At 72.1% G+C, this 17,863-nt stretch carries 14 protein-coding genes; 5 read left to right on the plus strand and 9 right to left on the minus strand.

Going from position 1 to position 17,863, the window contains the following annotated elements; genetic code table 11:
- Positions 1–10: 10 nt before the first annotated feature.
- From HOQ23_RS00680 to HOQ23_RS00690, 3 genes are read right to left on the minus strand one after another with little or no spacing between them, the layout of a single operon-like run.
- Positions 11–1,132 carry a nucleotide pyrophosphatase/phosphodiesterase family protein gene (locus HOQ23_RS00680; protein ID WP_172210891.1) on the minus strand — a complete coding sequence of 374 codons (1,122 nt, stop codon included), beginning with the start codon at positions 1,130–1,132 and terminating at the stop codon, positions 11–13.
- A complete protein-coding gene (locus tag HOQ23_RS00685; RefSeq protein WP_172210893.1) occupies positions 1,129–1,713 on the minus strand; it encodes a DUF5998 family protein in 585 nt (194 codons plus the stop codon). The genes HOQ23_RS00680 and HOQ23_RS00685 overlap by 4 nt, the downstream gene beginning before the upstream one ends.
- A gap of 56 nt (positions 1,714–1,769) precedes the next feature.
- Entirely contained in the window at positions 1,770–4,475 is a 2,706-nt protein-coding gene (locus tag HOQ23_RS00690) for a GNAT family N-acetyltransferase (protein WP_172210895.1), read from the minus strand.
- A 96-nt stretch (positions 4,476–4,571) separates the two neighbouring features.
- Here HOQ23_RS00690 and HOQ23_RS00695 point away from each other — a divergent pair, with 96 nt between their 5' ends.
- The 4 genes from HOQ23_RS00695 to HOQ23_RS00710 are packed head-to-tail and all read left to right on the plus strand — an operon-like array spanning position 4,572 to position 10,127.
- On the plus strand, positions 4,572–7,088 hold the full coding sequence (locus HOQ23_RS00695) for a DNA topoisomerase (ATP-hydrolyzing) subunit A (RefSeq protein WP_172210897.1): 2,517 nt from the start codon (positions 4,572–4,574) through the stop codon (positions 7,086–7,088).
- 4 nt (positions 7,089–7,092) lie between these two features.
- Positions 7,093–7,797, plus strand: coding sequence for an LppX_LprAFG lipoprotein (locus HOQ23_RS00700; RefSeq protein ID WP_172210899.1), 705 nt, complete (start codon positions 7,093–7,095; stop codon positions 7,795–7,797).
- Complete coding sequence (locus HOQ23_RS00705; protein ID WP_172210901.1) at positions 7,794–9,596, plus strand: MFS transporter; 1,803 nt, start codon at positions 7,794–7,796, stop codon at positions 9,594–9,596. Before HOQ23_RS00700 ends, HOQ23_RS00705 begins: the two co-directional genes overlap by 4 nt.
- A gap of 21 nt (positions 9,597–9,617) precedes the next feature.
- Positions 9,618–10,127 (plus strand): carbonic anhydrase, encoded by a 510-nt coding sequence (locus HOQ23_RS00710; protein WP_172210904.1) that lies wholly within the window; start codon positions 9,618–9,620, stop codon positions 10,125–10,127.
- Between the two features lie 74 nt (positions 10,128–10,201).
- Here HOQ23_RS00710 and HOQ23_RS00715 read toward each other — a convergent pair whose 3' ends face one another.
- Positions 10,202–12,292: a DNA topoisomerase IV subunit B gene (locus tag HOQ23_RS00715; RefSeq protein ID WP_172211557.1), complete on the minus strand. Its 2,091-nt coding sequence runs from the start codon at positions 12,290–12,292 to the stop codon at positions 10,202–10,204.
- A 339-nt stretch (positions 12,293–12,631) separates the two neighbouring features.
- Between HOQ23_RS00715 and HOQ23_RS00720 the strand changes: the two genes are divergently transcribed.
- Positions 12,632–12,880: a hypothetical protein gene (locus HOQ23_RS00720; protein ID WP_216653433.1), complete on the plus strand. Its 249-nt coding sequence runs from the start codon at positions 12,632–12,634 to the stop codon at positions 12,878–12,880.
- Positions 12,881–12,978: 98 nt separating this feature from the next.
- On the opposite strand, the gene HOQ23_RS00725 is transcribed toward HOQ23_RS00720, so the two are convergent.
- The 5 genes from HOQ23_RS00725 to HOQ23_RS00745 form a co-directional block, all read right to left on the minus strand.
- Entirely contained in the window at positions 12,979–13,500 is a 522-nt protein-coding gene (locus HOQ23_RS00725; protein ID WP_172210908.1) for a hypothetical protein, read from the minus strand.
- A gap of 228 nt (positions 13,501–13,728) precedes the next feature.
- Positions 13,729–15,156: an RNA polymerase sigma factor gene (locus HOQ23_RS00730; protein WP_172210910.1), complete on the minus strand. Its 1,428-nt coding sequence runs from the start codon at positions 15,154–15,156 to the stop codon at positions 13,729–13,731.
- Between the two features lie 195 nt (positions 15,157–15,351).
- Positions 15,352–15,918 (minus strand): HhH-GPD-type base excision DNA repair protein, encoded by a 567-nt coding sequence (locus HOQ23_RS00735; protein WP_172210912.1) that lies wholly within the window; start codon positions 15,916–15,918, stop codon positions 15,352–15,354.
- Between the two features lie 36 nt (positions 15,919–15,954).
- Positions 15,955–16,092, minus strand: a complete 138-nt coding sequence (locus tag HOQ23_RS00740) for a hypothetical protein (protein ID WP_172210915.1) — start codon at positions 16,090–16,092, stop codon at positions 15,955–15,957.
- A 322-nt stretch (positions 16,093–16,414) separates the two neighbouring features.
- Entirely contained in the window at positions 16,415–17,860 is a 1,446-nt protein-coding gene (locus HOQ23_RS00745; protein WP_172210917.1) for a basic amino acid/polyamine antiporter, read from the minus strand.
- Between the last annotated feature and the right edge of the window lie 3 nt (positions 17,861–17,863).

Below are 17,863 nucleotides of genomic sequence, written 5' to 3' on the forward strand. Positions count from 1 at the left end.
CCGTGCCGCCTCAGTCGAGGAGGATCGGCACCAGCATCTCGTCGGGCGTGAGCGAGCCGTGCAGGCCGACCAGCGTCGTCTCGTAGGCGAAGTCGTGGGAGGAGAAGATCCCGTGGTCGCCGCAGCCGGCCACCAGGACGTCGCCGAGGCGCGGCAGCACCTGCCCGCGCACCGGTCCGAACCACCCGCGGCCGATCGCCGCCTCGCGGGTCAGCACCTCGGCGCGGTCGCCCAGGACCTCGGTCCAGGTCGCGACCACGTCGTCGACGGCGCCGCTGTGGCAGTACAGGTGCCGGAAGCGCGCCTCGCCGCCGAGCAGCGCCACGCCGTCGCGCAGCTCCAGCCGCTCGTCCACGTCGGTGCGGCTCTCCGGCGGGCAGTCGACCATCCCGTGGTCGGCGACGACCACGAGCCGGATGTCGCGGGGCAGCGCGTCGCGCAGCTGCTCCACCTCGGAGTCGATGCTGGAGAGCTGCTGGAGCCACTGGCTGGAGGAGACGCCGTAGCGGTGCCCCGTCCAGTCCAGGTCGCCGTCGTAGAGGTAGGTCAGCGAGGGACGCTCGCGGGTGGCGGTGACCGCCGCGGCGATCCGCTCGCCGACCCGGTCGGCCCCGACGAAGTCGACGCCGCGGTGCGCGACGCGCGTCAGGCCGCTGGTGGCGAACTCGCGCTTGTTGACCACCGTGACCGACACGCCCTGGGCCTGCAGCAGCGCGAACGCGGTCGGGTGCGGCTGCCACTCGACCGGGTCGACGTCGGCGTCCCAGGCGAGGGCGTTGAGCAGCCGGCCGGTGCCGGGCACCCGCGAGGTGAAGCCGACGAGGCCGTGCGCCCCGGGCGGCAGGCCGGTGCCGAGGGAGGTGAGGCTGGTCGCGGTGGTGGACGGCACGCCCGCGGTCCCGGGCTCGCTGTGGCTCAGCAGCGAGGAGAGGTACGGCGCGGCGTGGGCGTAGCGGCGCAGGATGTTCGCCCCCAGGCCGTCGACGAGGAACACGACGTACGCGCCGGCCTCGGGGAGGACCAGGTCCGCCGGCACCTCGCGGTCCGGCAGTCGCGCCCCCAGCGCCACGCCCACCGCAGGCACGACATCGGCCAGCGAACGCTGGCCGTAGGCTGGCGCGACGAAGCTCACGCCGTGTGGGTCCGCGCCGAGAGCGACTCCGCGAAGGCCAGCAGGCGCTCGACGGCAGCCGGCCCGTCGGCGGCGGCCGACACGCGGATGGAGAAGTCGTCGGAGGCGAGCACCCCGGTGTAGCCGTGGTCGGCCTCGCACTGGGGGTCGCTGCAGCCGGCCGGCTCGAGGTCGACGCGTCCCACGCCGCCCCAGCCGATGGTCATGTTGGCCTCGGCGGGGAACGACGGACCGCTGGTGGGGTTGGCGATCATCCGGGTCACCACGACCGACTTCACCGCCGAGAGCCGGACCGCCTCGGTGGAGGTGGAGGTGTACGGCTCGGGCAGCAGGTCGTCACCGGCGTGCTCGTCGGTGTGCGCGAGCACCAGCCGGGTCGGGGTCAGCACGACCACGCTCAGGTGGCGCCGCACCTCGTCGTGGTCGAAGGTCGGCTCGTGGTGCACGAAGTACGCCACCACCGGCTCCCCCGCCACCGCGGCGTCGACACCGTCGGCCACGACCTCGGGGTAGTAGCCGGTGCGGTCGATCGCCGCCCGCAGCTCCACGGTGCGATCACGGTCGTCGGTCCTGCTACGCATGAGTCGAAGTGTGTCACGCCACCGGCCCACACCGTGTGCCGGTGGCCAGACCCGGCTCAGGCGGTCGGCAGCGTGTCCCCCGGCAGCGACGGGAGGCGGCGCACGAACCAGTCCGAGCGCGGGTCCGCGACCGGCTCCACGCGGGCCGCGGCGGTGAGCACCGTGGCGCCGTGGGCGCCGGCGAGGACCAGCGAGAGCTCCAGCGCGCGCACCTGCGGCAGGTCGTTCTGCAGCTGCGCGACGCGGCGGATCAGCCGCTCCACCTCGTCGACGTCGACGACCTCGCTGCCGCGGTAGCCGAACAGCATCGGGGAGGACTTGATCTCGCGCACCATGCTGGCCGCGTCGTGCGGGCCGAGCGGCGGGATCCGGTAGGACTTGTCGGCCAGCAGCTCGATCAGCGGACCCGAGATCCCGAAGGACACCACCGGGCCGAAGAGCGGGTCCTCGATGCTGCGGATCGCGATCGGCACTCCCGGCCGGGCGTTCTTCTGCACCACGAAGCCGGCCTTGCCCGGGTCGCTGATCATCTGGGTCAGCGAGGCCCAGGCGCTGCGCATCTCGGCGGGACCCTCGATGTTGCGCCACACGTGGGCCAGGTCCGGGCGCTCGCGCAGGTGGTCGGCGGTCGCCTTCAGCACGACGTCCCACTCCAGCTCGGTCCCGGCCGCGACCGCCTCGTCGAGCGTCGTGACCGGGCGGCTGCTCCACAGCTGCACGCCGTACGCGCCGAGCAGCTCGGTGAGCGCGGGCTGGGCGAGGTCGGTGCCCTCGGGGTGGCGGTGCAGGACCTGGTTGACCAGGCGCTTGCCCGCGGGGCGGTCCACCTCGTCGTCGTCCGGGACCGGGCCCTCGGGGGTGCGCAGCCACACGGCGTAGTCCACGACGTGCGCGAGCGCGCGGACCGCCGCCTCGACGGCGGGGTACGACGGCACCGAGCCGCGGCCGGCGGTGGAGCCGGCGACGTCGGGGACGCGCAGCAGCTCCGGGACGCCCTCGGCACCGAGGAAGGAGGAGACCAGGGGCTTGTCGGACTGCTCGCCGACGGCGGCGAGCACGTTGGCCACACCCTCGCCGGAGATGTTGAGCGGCGGGATGTAGACGGCGATGACGGCGTCGACCTCGGGGTCGTCGATCGCCTCGTCGAGCGCGTCCTCGAACTCCTCGGCGCTCGGCTCCGCGCTGAGCGCGACGGAGCGGTTGACCACCAGGCCCACGGCGGCGGCGGCGTCGGCCGCCAGCAGGCCCAGGGCGTCGGAGTTGCCGACGATCGCGACCCGGCGACCGCGCGGCAGCGGCTGGTGGGCGACCAGCTGGGCGACGTCGAACATCTCCTCCAGCGACTCCACCTGGATCACGCCGGCCTGGCGGAACATCGCGTCGACGGCCTGCGGGGGCGCGGCGATCCGGCGGACCGTGTGGCCCATCGGCACGCCCTGGGTCGTGCGACCCGAGCGGACCGCGATGATCGGCTTGCGCAGCGAGACGCGCCGCGCGATGCGGGAGAACTTGCGCGGGTTTCCGATCGACTCCAGGTAGAGGAGCACGACCTCGGTGGTGTCGTCCTCCTCCCAGTACTGCAGGAGGTCGTTGCCAGAGACGTCGGCGCGGTTGCCGGCGCTGACGAAGGTGGACAGGCCCAGGCCCCGGTTGTTGACCTTCTCCAGGATCGCCGAGCCGAGCGCACCGGACTGGCAGAAGAACCCGGCCCGCCCGCGGGGCGGCATCAGCGGCGACAGCGAGGCGTTGATCGAGACGTTCGGGTCGGTGTTGATGATGCCGAGCGCGTTGGGCCCGATCAGGCGCAGGCCGTAGGAGCGGGAGAGCCCGACCAGGCGGCGCTGGCGCTGGCGGCCCTCCTCGCCGGTCTCGGCGAAGCCCGCGGAGATGACGACCAGGCCGTGCACGCCCTTGGCCGCGCAGTCGAGCACGACGTCCTGCACCGCGTCGGCGGGCACCGCGACGATGGCCACGTCGACCTCGTCGGGGATCTCCATCACGCTCTTGTACGCCGGCAGGCCCGACACCGCCGCCGCGCTCGGGTTCACGGCGTACACGCGACCGGAGAAGTCCCCGGTGACCAGGTTGCGCACCAGCGCCTGACCGATCGTGTCCTGGCGGCGGCTGGCGCCGATGACCGCGACCGAGCGCGGGTTGACGAAGCGGTGGATCGAGGCGGCCTCGGCCTGGTGCTCGCGGTTGAGCATCACCCCGATGGCGGTCTCGGTGGGCTCGATGGAGAACTCCAGGGCGAGCACGCCGTCCTCGTACTCGCTGGCGACGCGGTAGCCGGCGTCGCGGAAGGTCTGGATCATCCGGGTGTTGTCGGGCAGGACCTCGGCGACGAACTTCTCCACGCCGCGCTCGCGGGCGGCCTGGGCGAGGTGCTCGAGCAGCACCTGGGCGATGCCGCGGCCCTGGTGGCGGTCCTCGACGAGGAAGGCGACCTCGGCCTCGCCGGGGCGGACCACGTCGAAGCGGCCGACCGCGATCATCTGGCCCGACAGGGTCAGCACGAACGCCACCCGGTCGACGTGGTCGACGTGGGTGAAGCGCCGCACGTCGCGCTCGGAGAGGTGCGGCATCGGGGAGAAGAAGCGGTAGTACTTCGACTGGTCGGAGACCCGCTTGTCGTAGAAGTCGACCAGCAGGTCGGCATCGGCCGGGCCGATCGGGCGGATGTGGGCGGTGCGTCCGTCCCGGAGAAGTACGTCGGCCTCCCAGTGGGCGGGGGCGCTGGGCACGTCGTCCTGCTGGGTCACAGGTGGGAATCTACCGGCACCCGTGGTGAGGAGGTCGCCGCTGCTCACCGGCGAGCCCCCGGCGCGCCGCGGGGGCGCACCCGCGACAATGGCGCCATGGCACGGCGTTCGAAGACCCCTGAGCTCCCCGATGACTTCGAGGAGCACATCCTCGACACCGACATCCAGCAGGAGATGGAGTCCTCCTTCCTCGAGTACGCCTACTCCGTCATCTACTCCCGGGCGTTGCCCGACGCGCGCGACGGCCTCAAGCCGGTGCAGCGCCGCATCCTCTACACGATGAACGACATGCGCCTGCTGCCCGACCGCGGGCACGTCAAGAGCGCCCGCGTCGTCGGCGAGGTGATGGGTCGCCTGCACCCGCACGGCGACAGCGCCATCTACGACGCGATGGTGCGGATGGCGCAGCCGTGGTCGATGCGCGTGCCGTTCATCGACGGCCACGGCAACTTCGGCTCCCCCGACGACTCCCCCGCCGCCATGCGCTACACCGAGGCCCGGATGGCACCGGCCGCGGTCGCGATGACCGGGTCGATCGACGAGGACACCGTCGACTTCCGGCCCAACTACGACAGCCGCGAGCTCGAGCCGTCCGTGCTCCCCGCCGCGATCCCCAACCTGGTCGTCAACGGCACCACCGGCATCGCGGTCGGCATGGCCACCAACATGGCGCCGCACAACCTGGTCGAGGTGGTCCAGGCGCTGCGCCACCTGATCAAGTCCCCCCGGGCCACGCTCGAGGACCTGATGCGGTTCATCCCCGGCCCCGACCTGCCCACCGGCGGCAAGATCGTGGGCCTCAGCGGCATCCGCGACGCCTACGAGACCGGTCGCGGCGTGTTCAAGATGCGCGCCACCGCCCGCATCGAGACCATCGGTCGCCGCAAGGGCATCGTGGTCACCGAGCTGCCCTACGGCGTGGGCACCGAGAAGGTGATGGACCGGATCAAGACCCAGGTCCAGGCCAAGAAGCTGCTCGGCATCGCCGACCTCAAGGACCTCACCGACCGCGAGAACGGCCTCCAGCTGGTCATCGAGGTCAAGAACGGATTCCACCCCGAGGCCCTGCTCGAGCAGCTGTACAAGCAGACGCCGATGGAGGACTCCTTCGGCGTCAACAACGTCGCCCTGGTCGACGGCCAGCCCCGCACGATGGGCCTCAAGGAGATGCTCGAGGTCTTCCTCGAGCACCGCTTCACCGTCGTACGCCGCCGCTCGGTGTTCCGCCGCGGCAAGGCCGCCGACCGCCTTCACCTCCTCGAGGGCCTGCTGATCGCGATCCTCGACATCGACGAGGTGATCGCGCTGATCCGCGGCAGCGACAGCGCCGAGCAGGCCCGCACCCGGCTGATGCAGGTCTTCGACCTGAGCGAGCCCCAGGCCGCCTACATCCTCGAGATGCAGCTGCGCCGCCTGACCCGCTTCTCCAAGCTCGAGGTGGAGAAGGAGGCCGAGGACCTGCGCCGCACCATCGAGGAGCTCGACGCCATCCTCGGCGACGAGGCCCAGCTGCGCCGCGTCGTCTCCGACGAGCTCGCGGAGGTCGCCAAGACCTACGGGACCCCCCGGCGCACGGTGCTGCTCGAGTCCTCCGGCAGCGACCCGAAGGCGGCGGCCAGCCCGCTCGAGGTCGCCGACGACCCGTGCTTCGCCTTCCTGGGCGCCAGCGGCCGGGTCGCGCGCACCAACAGCGACGAGGCGGTCGGCACCGGCGGCGGGCGCGCCAACCACGACGTGATCGTCTCCGCGGTGCGCACCACCGTGCGCGGCGAGGTCGGCGTGCTGACCTCCCGCGGCCGGGTGCTGCGCCTCGGCGTCCTCGACCTGCCCGCCCTGCCGGCCTCCGCCAACGACCCCAACCTCCAGGGCGGGCTGCCGCTGCAGGAGATGGTCGCGCTCGAGGGCGACGAGCGCGCGCTCGCGCTGTGCTCCCTGGCCACCGAGGGCCCCGGCCTCGCGCTGGGCACCCGCCAGGGCGTCGTGAAGCGGGTCAACCCCGAGGTCCTCAACCGCGACGACTGGGAGGTCATCCGCCTCGCCGACGGCGACGAGGTCGTCGGCGCGGTCGAGCTCACCACCGGCGAGGAGACCCTCTGCTTCGTCACCGCCGAGGCCCAGCTGCTGCAGTTCGGCGCCGACGCCGTGCGCCCCCAGGGCCGCACCGGCGGCGGCGTGGCCGGCATCCGGCTCGCCGCCGGGGACCGGGTGGTCTTCTTCGGGGCGTTCGAGACGAGCGACCCGGGAGACGCGGGGGACGCGGTGCTGGTCACCGCCTCGGGCTCCTCGACCGCGCTGCCGGGCACCGAGGCCGGCGCGGTGAAGGTGACGCCGTTCTCGGAGTACCCGCCCAAGGGACGCGCGACCGGCGGCGTGCGCTGCCACCGCTTCCTCAAGGGCGAGGACACGCTGGTGTTCGCCTGGGCCGGCGTGGGTCCGGCGCGGGCCACCTCGGACAGCGGCACCCCGGTCGAGCTGCCCGACGCCACCGGGCGCCGCGACGGCTCCGGTGTCCCGACCAGCCAGCCGATCGCCGCGTGCGCCGGCCCGGTCGCGGCCCGGCTCGGTGGCGGCGACGGTCCCGCCGACCCGGCGCCCGACGCTGTGGAAGGCTGACCGCATGCACCGTTCCCTCCCCGTGCGTGCCGCTGTCGCCGTGCTCGCCCTCGCCCTGACCACGAGCGCCTGCTCCGGCGACGACGGCTCCGGCGACGACGCCCAGACCCCCGAGGAGGTCCTGGCCGAGGCCAAGACGACCTTCGACGAGACCAGCGGGGTGGCGATCACGCTGAGCACCGACGACCTGCCCGAGGGCCTCGAGGGCCTGATCGGCGCCGAGGGCGTCGGCACCCGCGCGCCGGCGTTCGAGGGGACCATCACGGTCCGCTACGCGGGCTTCGAGCCCAACGTCCCGGTCGTCGCCGTGGACGACGTCGTCCACGCCAAGCTCCCGCTGTCCTCCGGCTGGTCCGACATCGACCCCGAGGAGTACGGCGCGCCCGACCCCGCGCGGCTGATGGACCCGGACTCGGGGTTCTCCTCGCTGCTGCCGGCCACCACCGACCTCGAGCAGGGCGAGCAGGTCCGCGGCGGCACCGACAACCGCGACGTGCTGACCGAGTACACCGGCACCGTCCCCGGCTCGACGGTCAAGAACATCATCCCGACCGCGTCGGGCGACTTCGACGCGGCGTACACCGTCTCCGACGACGGCGAGCTGCGCGAGGTCGTGCTGACCGGGGTCTTCTACCCCGACTCCGAGTCGATGACCTACACGATCGGGTTCAGCGACTACGGCACCAGCCAGGACATCACCGCGCCGTGACGGCGCGGCGCGCTCGCCCGGAGGAGCCGCGGCGCCCGAGCAGCCCACGCCTGCTGCTCGCCCTCGCCGCGGTCGCGGTCGCCTTCGCGGCGGCGGACACCTACGTCGTGGTCCTGGTGCTGCCGGAGATGAGCGGCTCGGTGGGGATCTCCCCCGAGGAGCTCCAGCGCTCCGCGCCGATCGTCTCGGGCTTCCTGCTCGGGTACGTCGCGATGCTGCCGCTGATCGGGCGGATCGCCGACCTGCGCGGCCGGGTCCCGGTGCTGGTGGCCGCCCTCGTGCTCTTCGCCGTCGGGTCGCTGGTCACGACCTTCGCCTACGACATGACCTCGATGGTCGCCGGCCGCTTCCTCCAGGGCGTCGGTGGCGGCGGGCTGGTGCCCGCGACGCTGGCGCTGGTCGCCGACCTCTACCCCGCCCATCGGCGCGGGGTGCCGCTCGGCGTGGTCTCGGCGGTGCAGGAGGTCGGCAGCGTCCTCGGACCGCTGTTCGGGGCCGTGGTGATGGCGCTCGCCGACGACTGGCGCGTCATCTTCGCGGTCAACCTCCTCGTCGGCGTCGTGCTGGCCCTGGCCGTGCGTGCCGCGGCCCGCAGCGCCTCCCCCGCCGCGGGGCGCTCCCGGGGCGCCCCGCCCGGACCCCGGTTCGACTGGCCGGGCCTGGCGCTCCTGGGCGTGCTGCTGCTCGGCGCCGGGCTGGTCTTCACCCTCCCGCCGCCGCTGATGCGCGACCTGACCTGGGGCCAGCTGTTCATCCCGGTCGTGGGCAGCGGCCGCTGGCCGACCCCGGCCGGGCTGGTCACGATCGGCGCGCTGGTGCTGCTGGTGGCCCGCTGCCTCACGGCGAGGCGGCCGCTGGTGGACCTGCGCGGGTGGGGACGCAGCGCCCGCGAGGCCGACCTGGTCGGTGCGCTGTTCCTCTCGGCCGCGCTGGGCGGGGTGGTCCTCGCCTTCGCCACCGCCGACCCCGAGATCGAGGTCTTCTCCGACCAGGGGCTCTGGTACCTCCTGGGCGCCGCCGTCGCCGCCGTGGCCTTCGTGTGGCACGTGCGCCACGCCGACGACCCGATCGTCCCGCGCGGCGCGCTGCGCGCCGTACCGGCGTGGGGTGCGGTGCTGGTCAGCTTCTTCGTGGGCGCCGCGCTGATCGCCGCCCTGATCGACATCCCGCTGTTCGCCCGCTCCACGGTGCACCGCGACTCCCAGCTGCTCGCCGCCCTGGTGCTGGTCCGCTTCCTCGTGGCGCTGCCCGTCGGCGCGGTCCTGGGCGGGCTGCTGACCCGGCGGGTGAGCGCCGGCGTCGTCGCGGCGACCGGCATGGGCCTGGCGGCCGTCGGCTTCGGGTGGATGAGCACCTGGGACGCCGACGCCCTCGAGCACCTCTCGGCCAACGTGCCGCTCGTGCTGACCGGGCTCGGCTTCGGCCTGGCGCTGGCCCCGGTGAACGCCGCGGTCCTGGCCAGCACGGCCCACGCCGTCCACGGCCTGGCCAGCGCGATGGTCGTGGTGGCCCGGATGGTCGGCATGCTGGTCGGCATCTCCGCGCTCACCACGATCGGTCTGCGGGCCTACTACGCCGAGCAGGGCGACCTGCCGACGGTGCGCGAGGTCTGCGAGGGCCGCAGCCGCTGCGCGGCGTACTCCGACCTGCTCCGCGACGCCGGAGTGGCGCAGGAGCAGACCGTGTTCCTCGGTGCGGCCGTCTGCGCCGTGGTCGCCGCGCTGCTCGCCCTGGCGCTCTTCCGCGGCGCCGCCACGCGGGCGCTGCCGGCCGGTGACCTGCTGCGCACGGCAGGCTGAGCGCGCGCTATCTTGCGAATCGTGAACAACGACAATGAGAACGCCTTCGACGACCTGCTGGCCGCCAACCGCGAGTTCGCCTCGGACTTCCGCTACGGCGGTTTCGACGGCATCGCGAAGGCCGGCATCGCCATCGTCACCTGCATGGACTCGCGCATCGACCCCCTCGGGATGCTCGGCCTGCAGCCGGGCGACGCCAAGATCTTCCGCAACCCGGGCGGCCGCGTGACCGAGGCCGCACTCGAGGCCATCGTCCTCGGCGCCCACCTGCTCAACGTCCAGCGCGTGCTCGTGGTCCCCCACACCCGCTGCGCCGTGGCGTCGAACTCCGAGGAGGACATCGCCGACCGCGTCTCCGAGTCCGCCGGCACCGACGCCAGCTGGCACCGCTTCCACGTGGTGGAGGACCAGAAGCGCACGCTCGAGATGGACGTGCGCAGGGTCCGCAGCCACCCGCTGATCCCCGAGCGGCTCCAGGTCGGTGGCTTCGTCTACGACGTCGACAGCGGCCTGCTCGACCGGGTCGTCTGAGCCTCCTCACCCGCGAGTGACAAGACCCCGAGCCGACGTCCGGCTCGGGGTCTCGCGTCGTCCTGGGGCTCGCGTCAGGCGTCGAGCGCCTCGACGTCCACCTCGTAGGCGCCCTGCACGATGAACTCCTTGCGCGGCGCGACCTCGGAGCCCATCAGCAGCTCGAAGACGCGGGTGGCGGCGTCGGCGTCGTCGATGGTGATGCGGCGCAGGGTACGGCGCCGCGGGTCCATCGTGGTCTCCGCCAGCTGGTCGGCGTCCATCTCACCGAGGCCCTTGTAGCGCTGCACCGGGTCCTTCCAGCGCACGTTCTTCTTCTTCAGCTCGGCGAGCTTGCGCTGCAGCTCGTCGTCGGAATAGGTGTAGACGTACTTGTCCATCCCCTTCTTGGGGTTCGAGAGCTCGATGCGGTGCAGCGGCGGCACCGCGGAGTAGACCCGGCCCTCGCGGATCAGGTCGGGCATGTACTTGAAGAACAGCGTGGCCAGCAGGCAGCGGATGTGCGCGCCGTCGGAGTCGGCGTCGGCCATGAAGATGATCCGGCCGTAGCGGCGCGCGTCGAGGTCGAAGCTGCGCCCGGAACCCGCGCCCACGACCTGGATGATCGAGGCGCACTCGGCGTTCTTCAGCATGTCGCCGACCGAGGCCTTCTGGACGTTCAGGATCTTGCCGCGGATCGGCAGCAGCGCCTGGAACGCCGAGTTGCGCGCCAGCTTGGCGGTGCCGAGCGCGGAGTCACCCTCGACGATGAACAGCTCGGTGCGGTCGTTGTCGGTGGAGCGGCAGTCGGCCAGCTTCGCGGGCAGCGAGGAGGACTCCAGCGCGTTCTTGCGGCGCTGGGTCTCCTTGTGCTGGCGCGCGGCGATACGCGTCTTGGCCGCGCCGGCGACCTTCTCCATGACCAGCTTGGCCTGGGCCTTCTCGTGGCGCTTGGAGGAGGTCAGGAACGCCTCGAGCTCGGCGCTGACGACCTTGCGGACCACGCTGCGCGCGGCGGGCGTACCGAGGATCTCCTTGGTCTGGCCCTCGAACTGCGGCTCGGCGAGACGCACGGTCACGACCGCCGTCATGCCCTCGAGCACGTCGTCCTTGGTGACCGGGTCGTCGTTGGCCTTGAGCACCTTCGCGGCCTTCATGGCCTCGTTGAAGGTGCGGGTCGCCGCCTGCTCGAAGCCGGCCACGTGGGTGCCGCCCTTGGGCGTGGCGATCACGTTGACGAAGGAGCGCACCTGCGTCTCGTAGCCCGTGCCCCAGCGCACCGCCACGTCCACCTGGAGCTCGCGCTCGACCTCCTGGGGCGTCATGTGGCCCACGTCGTCGAGCAGCGGGACCGTCTCGGTGAAGGTGCCGGCACCCTGCAGGCGCAGCACGTCGGTCACCGGCTCGTCGGCGGCGAGGAACTCGGCGAACTCCGCGATGCCGCCGTCGTGGCGGAACTTCTCCTCCACCATCTCGGGGCCGCGCAGGTCGCGGATGACCAGCTCGAGGCCGGGGACGATGAACGAGGTCTGCCGGGCCCGCGCGATGAGCTCGTCGAAGACCCAGGTGGCGTCCTTGGTGAAGATCTGGCGGTCCGGCCAGAACCGGATCGTGGTGCCGCTGCGGCCCTTCGCGACCCGTGCGCCCTTGCGGGTCAGGCCCGAGCGCGGCTCGAAGTCGGCGTCGGGGCCCTCCGAGGCGAAGACGCCAGGGACGCCGCGGCGGAACGACAGGCCCTGGACGGCCGGCGAGCGCTGCACGTCGATGTCCATGCGCGTGGACAGCGCGTTGACGACCGAGAGTCCGACGCCGTGGAGGCCGCCGGTGGCGACGTACGAGCCGCCGCCGAACTTGCCGCCCGCGTGCAGCTTGGTCGCGACCACCTCGACGCCCGGGAGCCCGGTCTTGGGCTCCTTGTCGGTCGGGATGCCGCGGCCGTCGTCGTGGATCTCCGCGGAGCCGTCCGGGTGCAGCGTGACCTCGACGCTGCGCGCGTGGCCGCCGAGGGCCTCGTCCACGCCGTTGTCGATGATCTCCCACAGGCAGTGCATGAGGCCACGGGTGTCGGTGGACCCGATGTACATCCCAGGTCGCTTGCGCACCGCCTCGAGTCCTTCGAGGACCAGGAGGTGGGCGGCGTTGTAGGTGTTGTCGGCGATCGTGGGGCTCCTGCGCTGGCGAGAAATCCGTACGGCGTGCTGCGTCGAATCTACCTGCGACACGCCGGCCGCCGACGCAGGCACGCTGCGCAGCGGGGGGCATGTCACACAGCTAGGTTGGGCACCACCATTCACAACGGGGGCGGTCGTACCATCGGCCCGCCTGCACAGCACAGCTGAACATCGAGGGACCCGCCGCCACCAGGGCGACAGCCAAGGTGTCGAGGGGGCCCGTGACCGAGGCGTAGGCGTCTCAGTCATGGAGACCCGGAGCGGTGGTGAGGGACGCGTGGTTGGATGGACGTGTCCGGCACCACGTGCCGTCGGGAATCTTGGTCCCCGCCGATACGTTGAGCAAGACACCGAATGATCAGAAATGAGGCCGATGTGACCACTGCACTTGCCCCCAGCACTCCGCTGACGGCAGCGGACCGCTGTGACCGTTGCGGAGCCCAGGCCTACCTTCGCGTGGAACTCCAGACCGGCGGCGAGCTTCTCTTCTGCGCTCACCACGCACGCGAGCACGGCGACAAGCTCAAGGAGATCGCGGCCAACGTGATCGACGAGACCCACAAGCTCGGTGGCACCTCGGTGACCTCCGACGGGGACCGCTGAACCCACCAGACCCACTACCTCGACGAAGGCCCCGGACGAAACGTCCGGGGCCTTCGCCATGCCTGGGCCGGGGCTGAGGCCCTCCGCGCCGGCGGGCCTCAGCCCCGGTCCAGCCAGGGCGTGAACGAGCGACGCGCCCCGAGCCAGTCACGCACCGGGTGCGAGGCGTCGTACTCGTCGACCATGAGCACCGCGACCCGCACCGCGTCGGTGTCGCCGAGGCAGGCGCGCGAGAGGCGCAGCACCGCCACGTCCTTGCCCGGGCGCAGCCGAACCGAGTGCGCGCAGGTCAGCGGCTTGGACGTGGCCTTCCAGCCGACGGTGCGCACCAGCTGGTAGTCGGTGCCGCTCTGGAGCCCGGTGGCCAGGCGCAGGTCGGGACCCCGCGTGGTCCGGTCGGTGTCGACCCACAGCGCCAGACTGGCCGGCCCGGCGTCGCTGATGGCGCGCAGGTCGCTCACCCGCACGCGCACACGCAGCGGGCCCTGCTGGTGGGCCACGTCGACCCGCCTGACGTCGTTGAGCGACGCAGCGGCGTCCGCCGGGTCGCGGTAGCTGCCGCTCTCGGCGACGGCCGGGGCAGCGGTGCCGAGGACCAGTGTGGCCGCGAGGGCGCCCACGGCGATCCCCCCGCTCCGCACCCGGCCGCGCCGGTCGGTGGGTCGGGCGGTGGTACGTCGAGTCGTGCGCACGGTGCTCCCCCGTTCAGGTCAGGTCTGCTTCCTCCCAGGGCAGTCCCCCACCACCACCGTGACCATGCGGCGCGCCCACCTCCGGACGCACGACGGCCCGTCCCGCACAGGGCGGGACGGGCCGGTCGGGTACGCCGGGGCGCGGGTCAGGCTGGGTCAGTCGAGGTAGTCGCGCAGGACCTGCGAGCGCGACGGGTGGCGCAGCTTCGACATCGTCTTGGACTCGATCTGGCGGATCCGCTCGCGGGTCACGCCGTAGACCTTGCCGATCTCGTCGAGCGTCTTGGGCTGGCCGTCGGTGAGGCCGAAGCGCATCGAGACCACACCGGCCTCACGCTCGGAGAGCGTGTCGAGCACGGCGTGCAGCTGCTCCTGGAGCAGCGTGAAGCTGACCGCGTCGGCCGGGACGATCGCCTCGGAGTCCTCGATCAGGTCGCCGAACTCGGAGTCGCCGTCCTCACCGAGGGGGGTGTGCAGCGAGATGGGCTCGCGGCCGTACTTCTGGACCTCGATGACCTTCTCGGGGGTCATGTCGAGCTCCTTGGCCAGCTCCTCCGGGGTGGGCTCGCGGCCCAGGTCCTGGAGCATCTGGCGCTGCACGCGGGCGAGCTTGTTGATGACCTCGACCATGTGCACCGGGATGCGGATGGTGCGGGCCTGGTCGGCCATCGCGCGGGTGATCGCCTGACGGATCCACCAGGTGGCGTACGTCGAGAACTTGTAGCCCTTGGTGTAGTCGAACTTCTCCACCGCGCGGATCAGACCGAGGTTGCCCTCCTGGATCAGGTCCAGGAACAGCATGCCGCGACCGGTGTAGCGCTTCGCGAGCGAGACGACGAGACGCAGGTTGGCCTCGAGGAGGTGGTTCTTGGCGCGGCGGCCGTCCTCGGCGATCCACTCCAGCTCCTCCTGGAGGGCCGGGCGGATCTTGCCGCCCTTGGCGAGCTTCTCCTCGGAGAAGAGGCCGGCCTCGATCCGCTTGGCGAGCTCGACCTCCATCTCGGCGTTGAGGAGGGGGACCTTGCCGATCTGCTTGAGGTAGTCCTTGACCGGGTCGGCGGTCGCACCGGCGACCATGACCTGCTGCTCGGGCTCGCCGGCGTCGTCGGCGTCGGAGACGACGAAGGCGGCTTCCTTCTCGTCCTCCTTGATCGTCGGGTCGGTGGCGACGTCCTTCTCGAACTGCTCGTCGGGCAGGTCCGGGAGGATCTTCTTGCCGTCCGGCCCGATCACCGGCGCCGCGACGGCGGCAGCGGTGGCCGTCTTCGTCGCGGGAGCGGCCTTCTTGGCGGCCGCCTTCTTGGCCGGCGCCTTCTTGGCGGTCGCGGAGGTGGTCTTGCGGGCACTCGTCGCCGCGACGGCACGACTGCTCGCCGCACCGAGGTCGATGGAGATCCCCACGGAGCTCAGGTGCGCCATGAGCGCCTTCAGGTGACGCGGCTCGACGGCAGCGTCCTCACTGGCCTGCCGGACGTCCTCGGGCGACAGGGTGCCGGTGGGCTTCCCGCGCTCGATGAGGGCCACGACGGCAGGGTGCGCCAGCACCTCGGCAGGGATCTTTCGCGCGTTCGAGGACACGAACACCTCTCGTCAACTACTCACGTCGGATGGCTCATGGGCGCGGCAAGGCCCGGTAACGTCAAGAGCCGCAGTCACATAGTGCCACGCCACTGGTGACATCATCGTATTCCAGCCATGGGCACGCCGTGTCCGTTGGAAGCAGCATCACCCCAGCGGATCGACCGAAGCGGATTCCGGGCCGCTGCGAACGGGTACGAATCAGGCTTTCGCCTTCGCAGCCGCCTTCTTCTCCTTCTTGAAGTCACGCACCTTCTGCAGCGAGGTGGCGTCCACGACGTCCGCGACCGAGCGGTAGCCCTCCAGCGCGTAGTCCCCCACCGCGGCCTCCCAGCCCTCGGGGCGTACGCCGAGCTGCTTGGCCAGCAGGGCGACGAAGATCTGCCCCTTCTGCTTGCCGAAGCCGGGCAGCTCCATGACCCGCTTGAGCAGGTCGCGCCCGGAGGTCGCCTCGGTCCACAGCCGCTCGGTGTGCCCGTCGTACTTCTCCTCGATCATCGCGGCGAGCGCCTGCAGGCGCGCCGACATCGATCCGGGGAAGCGGTGGATGGCCGGCGGGGTCGCGCAGAGCTCGGCGAACCGCTCGGGGTCGGCGGCGGCGATCTCGGCGGGCTCGAGGCTGCCGAAGCGCTCGAGCACCTTCGCCGGGCCGCGGAAGGCGTGCTCCATCGGGAACTGCTGGTCGAGCATCATCCCGGCGAGCAGGGCGAACGGGTGCTCCTCGAGGACCCGGTCAGCGGCAGGTTCGTTGGCGATCTGGAAGCCCATGGGTCCATCCTGCCGGACCGGGGTGGGCGGGTGGACCTACCAGGGGTGGTACCTCACCGTGAAGCGCTCCGGGAGCTCCGCCCGCAACCGGTCGACGAGCCTCCTGGCCTGCACGTCGAGGTCGCGGTAGACGTCCTCGGTGCGCAGCCGCGGGTGGGCGTCGAGATGGTCCATCGCCCTCCCCCACGCCGCCAGGTCCGCGATCAACGGGGCGCTGAGGCCGAGGGCGCGGCGCAGCCACTCGGGCTCCTCGGGCAGGAGCCCCTCGGTCGTCGGTCCAGAGCGGCACCTGCACGCCGTAGTCCCACATGAACGTGATGACGTCGCCAGTGACCGTGCGGTCGAGCTCGTCGTCGTCGCCGAGGTCTGCGGGCGCCTCCGTCGACCAGTAGGCCCCGTGCGGGTAGTCGCCGAGGTGCTTCGGCGGCGTCTCCCGCCGGGCATCGCTCATGGCGGCATGAGACCACGCCCGACTGACGACCCCGCCGCGGGTCGCTCACACGTGCACGACGCCGGTGACCAGGAGGACCCCGCCGACGGCCGCGGCCACCCACAGCAGCACGCAGGCGAGGAGCTCGGGCCTGGTGAACGCCGGCTCGCCGCGCTCGCGCCGCGACCACAGGTAGAGCAGGGTCCCGGGGGCGTAGATCAGGCAGCCGAGGAGCAGGTAGCGCGGGCCGGCGGCGTACAGCAGGAAGACCGCGTAGACCAGCGCCAGCACGGCGCCCACCCGGTCGCGGCGGCGCGTGCGGGCGCTCGCGTCGTCGTAGGTCTGGCCGGTGACGGTGAGCTTGACGGCGTACGCCGCGACCAGGAGGTACGGCGCGAGGGTGAGCGCGGTGTCCAGCTTGAGCATGAACTCCAAGGCGTCGTTGACCACCAGGACGAGCAGCAGGAACAGCTGCACCGCGATGTTGGTGGTGACCAGGGCCGCGACCGGGGTGTCGGTGTCGTTCGCCCGCCCCAGGAACCGCGGCAGCACGCCGCCGCGGGCGGGGGTGTACAGCACCTCGGCGTTCAGCAGTGTCCAGGCGAGGTAGGCGCCGAGCACCGAGACGATCACGGCGACGTCGATCAGCGTGGCCCCCCACTCCCCCACCACCGACTCCAGGACGACGCCCATCGACGGCTGCCTCGCCTCGGCGAGCTCGTGCTGCGGCAGCACGCCGTAGGAGACCAGGGTGACCGAGGCGAAGAGCGCGAGGGTGCTGCAGAAGCCCAGGACGGTCGCCCGGCCGATGTCCTCGCGCCGCCGCGCCATCCGGGAGTAGACGCTGGCGCCCTCCACGCCCAGGAAGACGAAGGTCGTCACCAGCATCGTGTCGCGCACCTGGTCGAAGAGCGCGCCCGCCGTGTGCGCCTCGCCGCCCCACAGGTTGTCGCCGAGCACCCCGGTATCGAAGGAGACCGCCGCGATGACGACGAAGACGACGATCGGCACGATCTTGGCCGCGGTGACGATCCGGTTGATCCCGGCGGCCTGCCGCACCCCGCGGCTGATCACCACGTGCAGCGTCCACACCAGCACGGAGGCGAGCAGGACCGCCAGCACGGTGCTGCCCTGCCCGAGGCCCGGCACGAACGCGCCCAGGCTCGCCATCACGAAGGTCAGGTAGAAGACGTTGCCCACCACGTTGCCGGCCCAGTAGCCCCACGCCGCGTTGAAGCCGGCGTAGCTGCCGAACCCCACCTCGGCGTAGACGTAGATGCCGTTGTCCAGGTCGGGTCGGCGTACGGCGAGGGACTGGAGTACCAGGGCGAGCATCAGCATCCCGAGCCCGGCCAGCACCCAGGCGATCACCGCCCCGAGCGCCCCGGTGGCCGCCCCGAAGTCCGAGGGCAGGCTGAACACCCCGCCGCCGACCATCGAGCCGACGACCATCCCGGTCAGGGTCAGGACCGAGACCGTCCGGGCGGTGCCTCGGTCGGCGACCCGGGACATCAC

The sequence above is a fragment of the Nocardioides sp. zg-DK7169 genome (genome assembly GCF_013155365.1).
Taxonomy (GTDB): domain Bacteria; phylum Actinomycetota; class Actinomycetes; order Propionibacteriales; family Nocardioidaceae; genus Nocardioides.

What these genes read in the sequence shown, in the direction of transcription:
- HOQ23_RS00685 (WP_172210893.1), bottom strand. Translation starts at nt 1,713, where the DNA reads ATGCGTAGCAGGACCGACGACCGTGATCGCACCGTGGAGCTGCGGGCG.
- HOQ23_RS00695 (WP_172210897.1), top strand. Translation starts at nt 4,572, where the DNA reads ATGGCACGGCGTTCGAAGACCCCTGAGCTCCCCGATGACTTCGAGGAG.
- HOQ23_RS00700 (WP_172210899.1), top strand. Translation starts at nt 7,093, where the DNA reads ATGCACCGTTCCCTCCCCGTGCGTGCCGCTGTCGCCGTGCTCGCCCTC.
- HOQ23_RS00720 (WP_216653433.1), top strand. Translation starts at nt 12,632, where the DNA reads ATGATCAGAAATGAGGCCGATGTGACCACTGCACTTGCCCCCAGCACT.
- HOQ23_RS00735 (WP_172210912.1), bottom strand. Translation starts at nt 15,918, where the DNA reads ATGGGCTTCCAGATCGCCAACGAACCTGCCGCTGACCGGGTCCTCGAG.
- HOQ23_RS00740 (WP_172210915.1), bottom strand. Translation starts at nt 16,092, where the DNA reads ATGGACCATCTCGACGCCCACCCGCGGCTGCGCACCGAGGACGTCTAC.
- HOQ23_RS00745 (WP_172210917.1), bottom strand. Translation starts at nt 17,860, where the DNA reads ATGTCCCGGGTCGCCGACCGAGGCACCGCCCGGACGGTCTCGGTCCTG.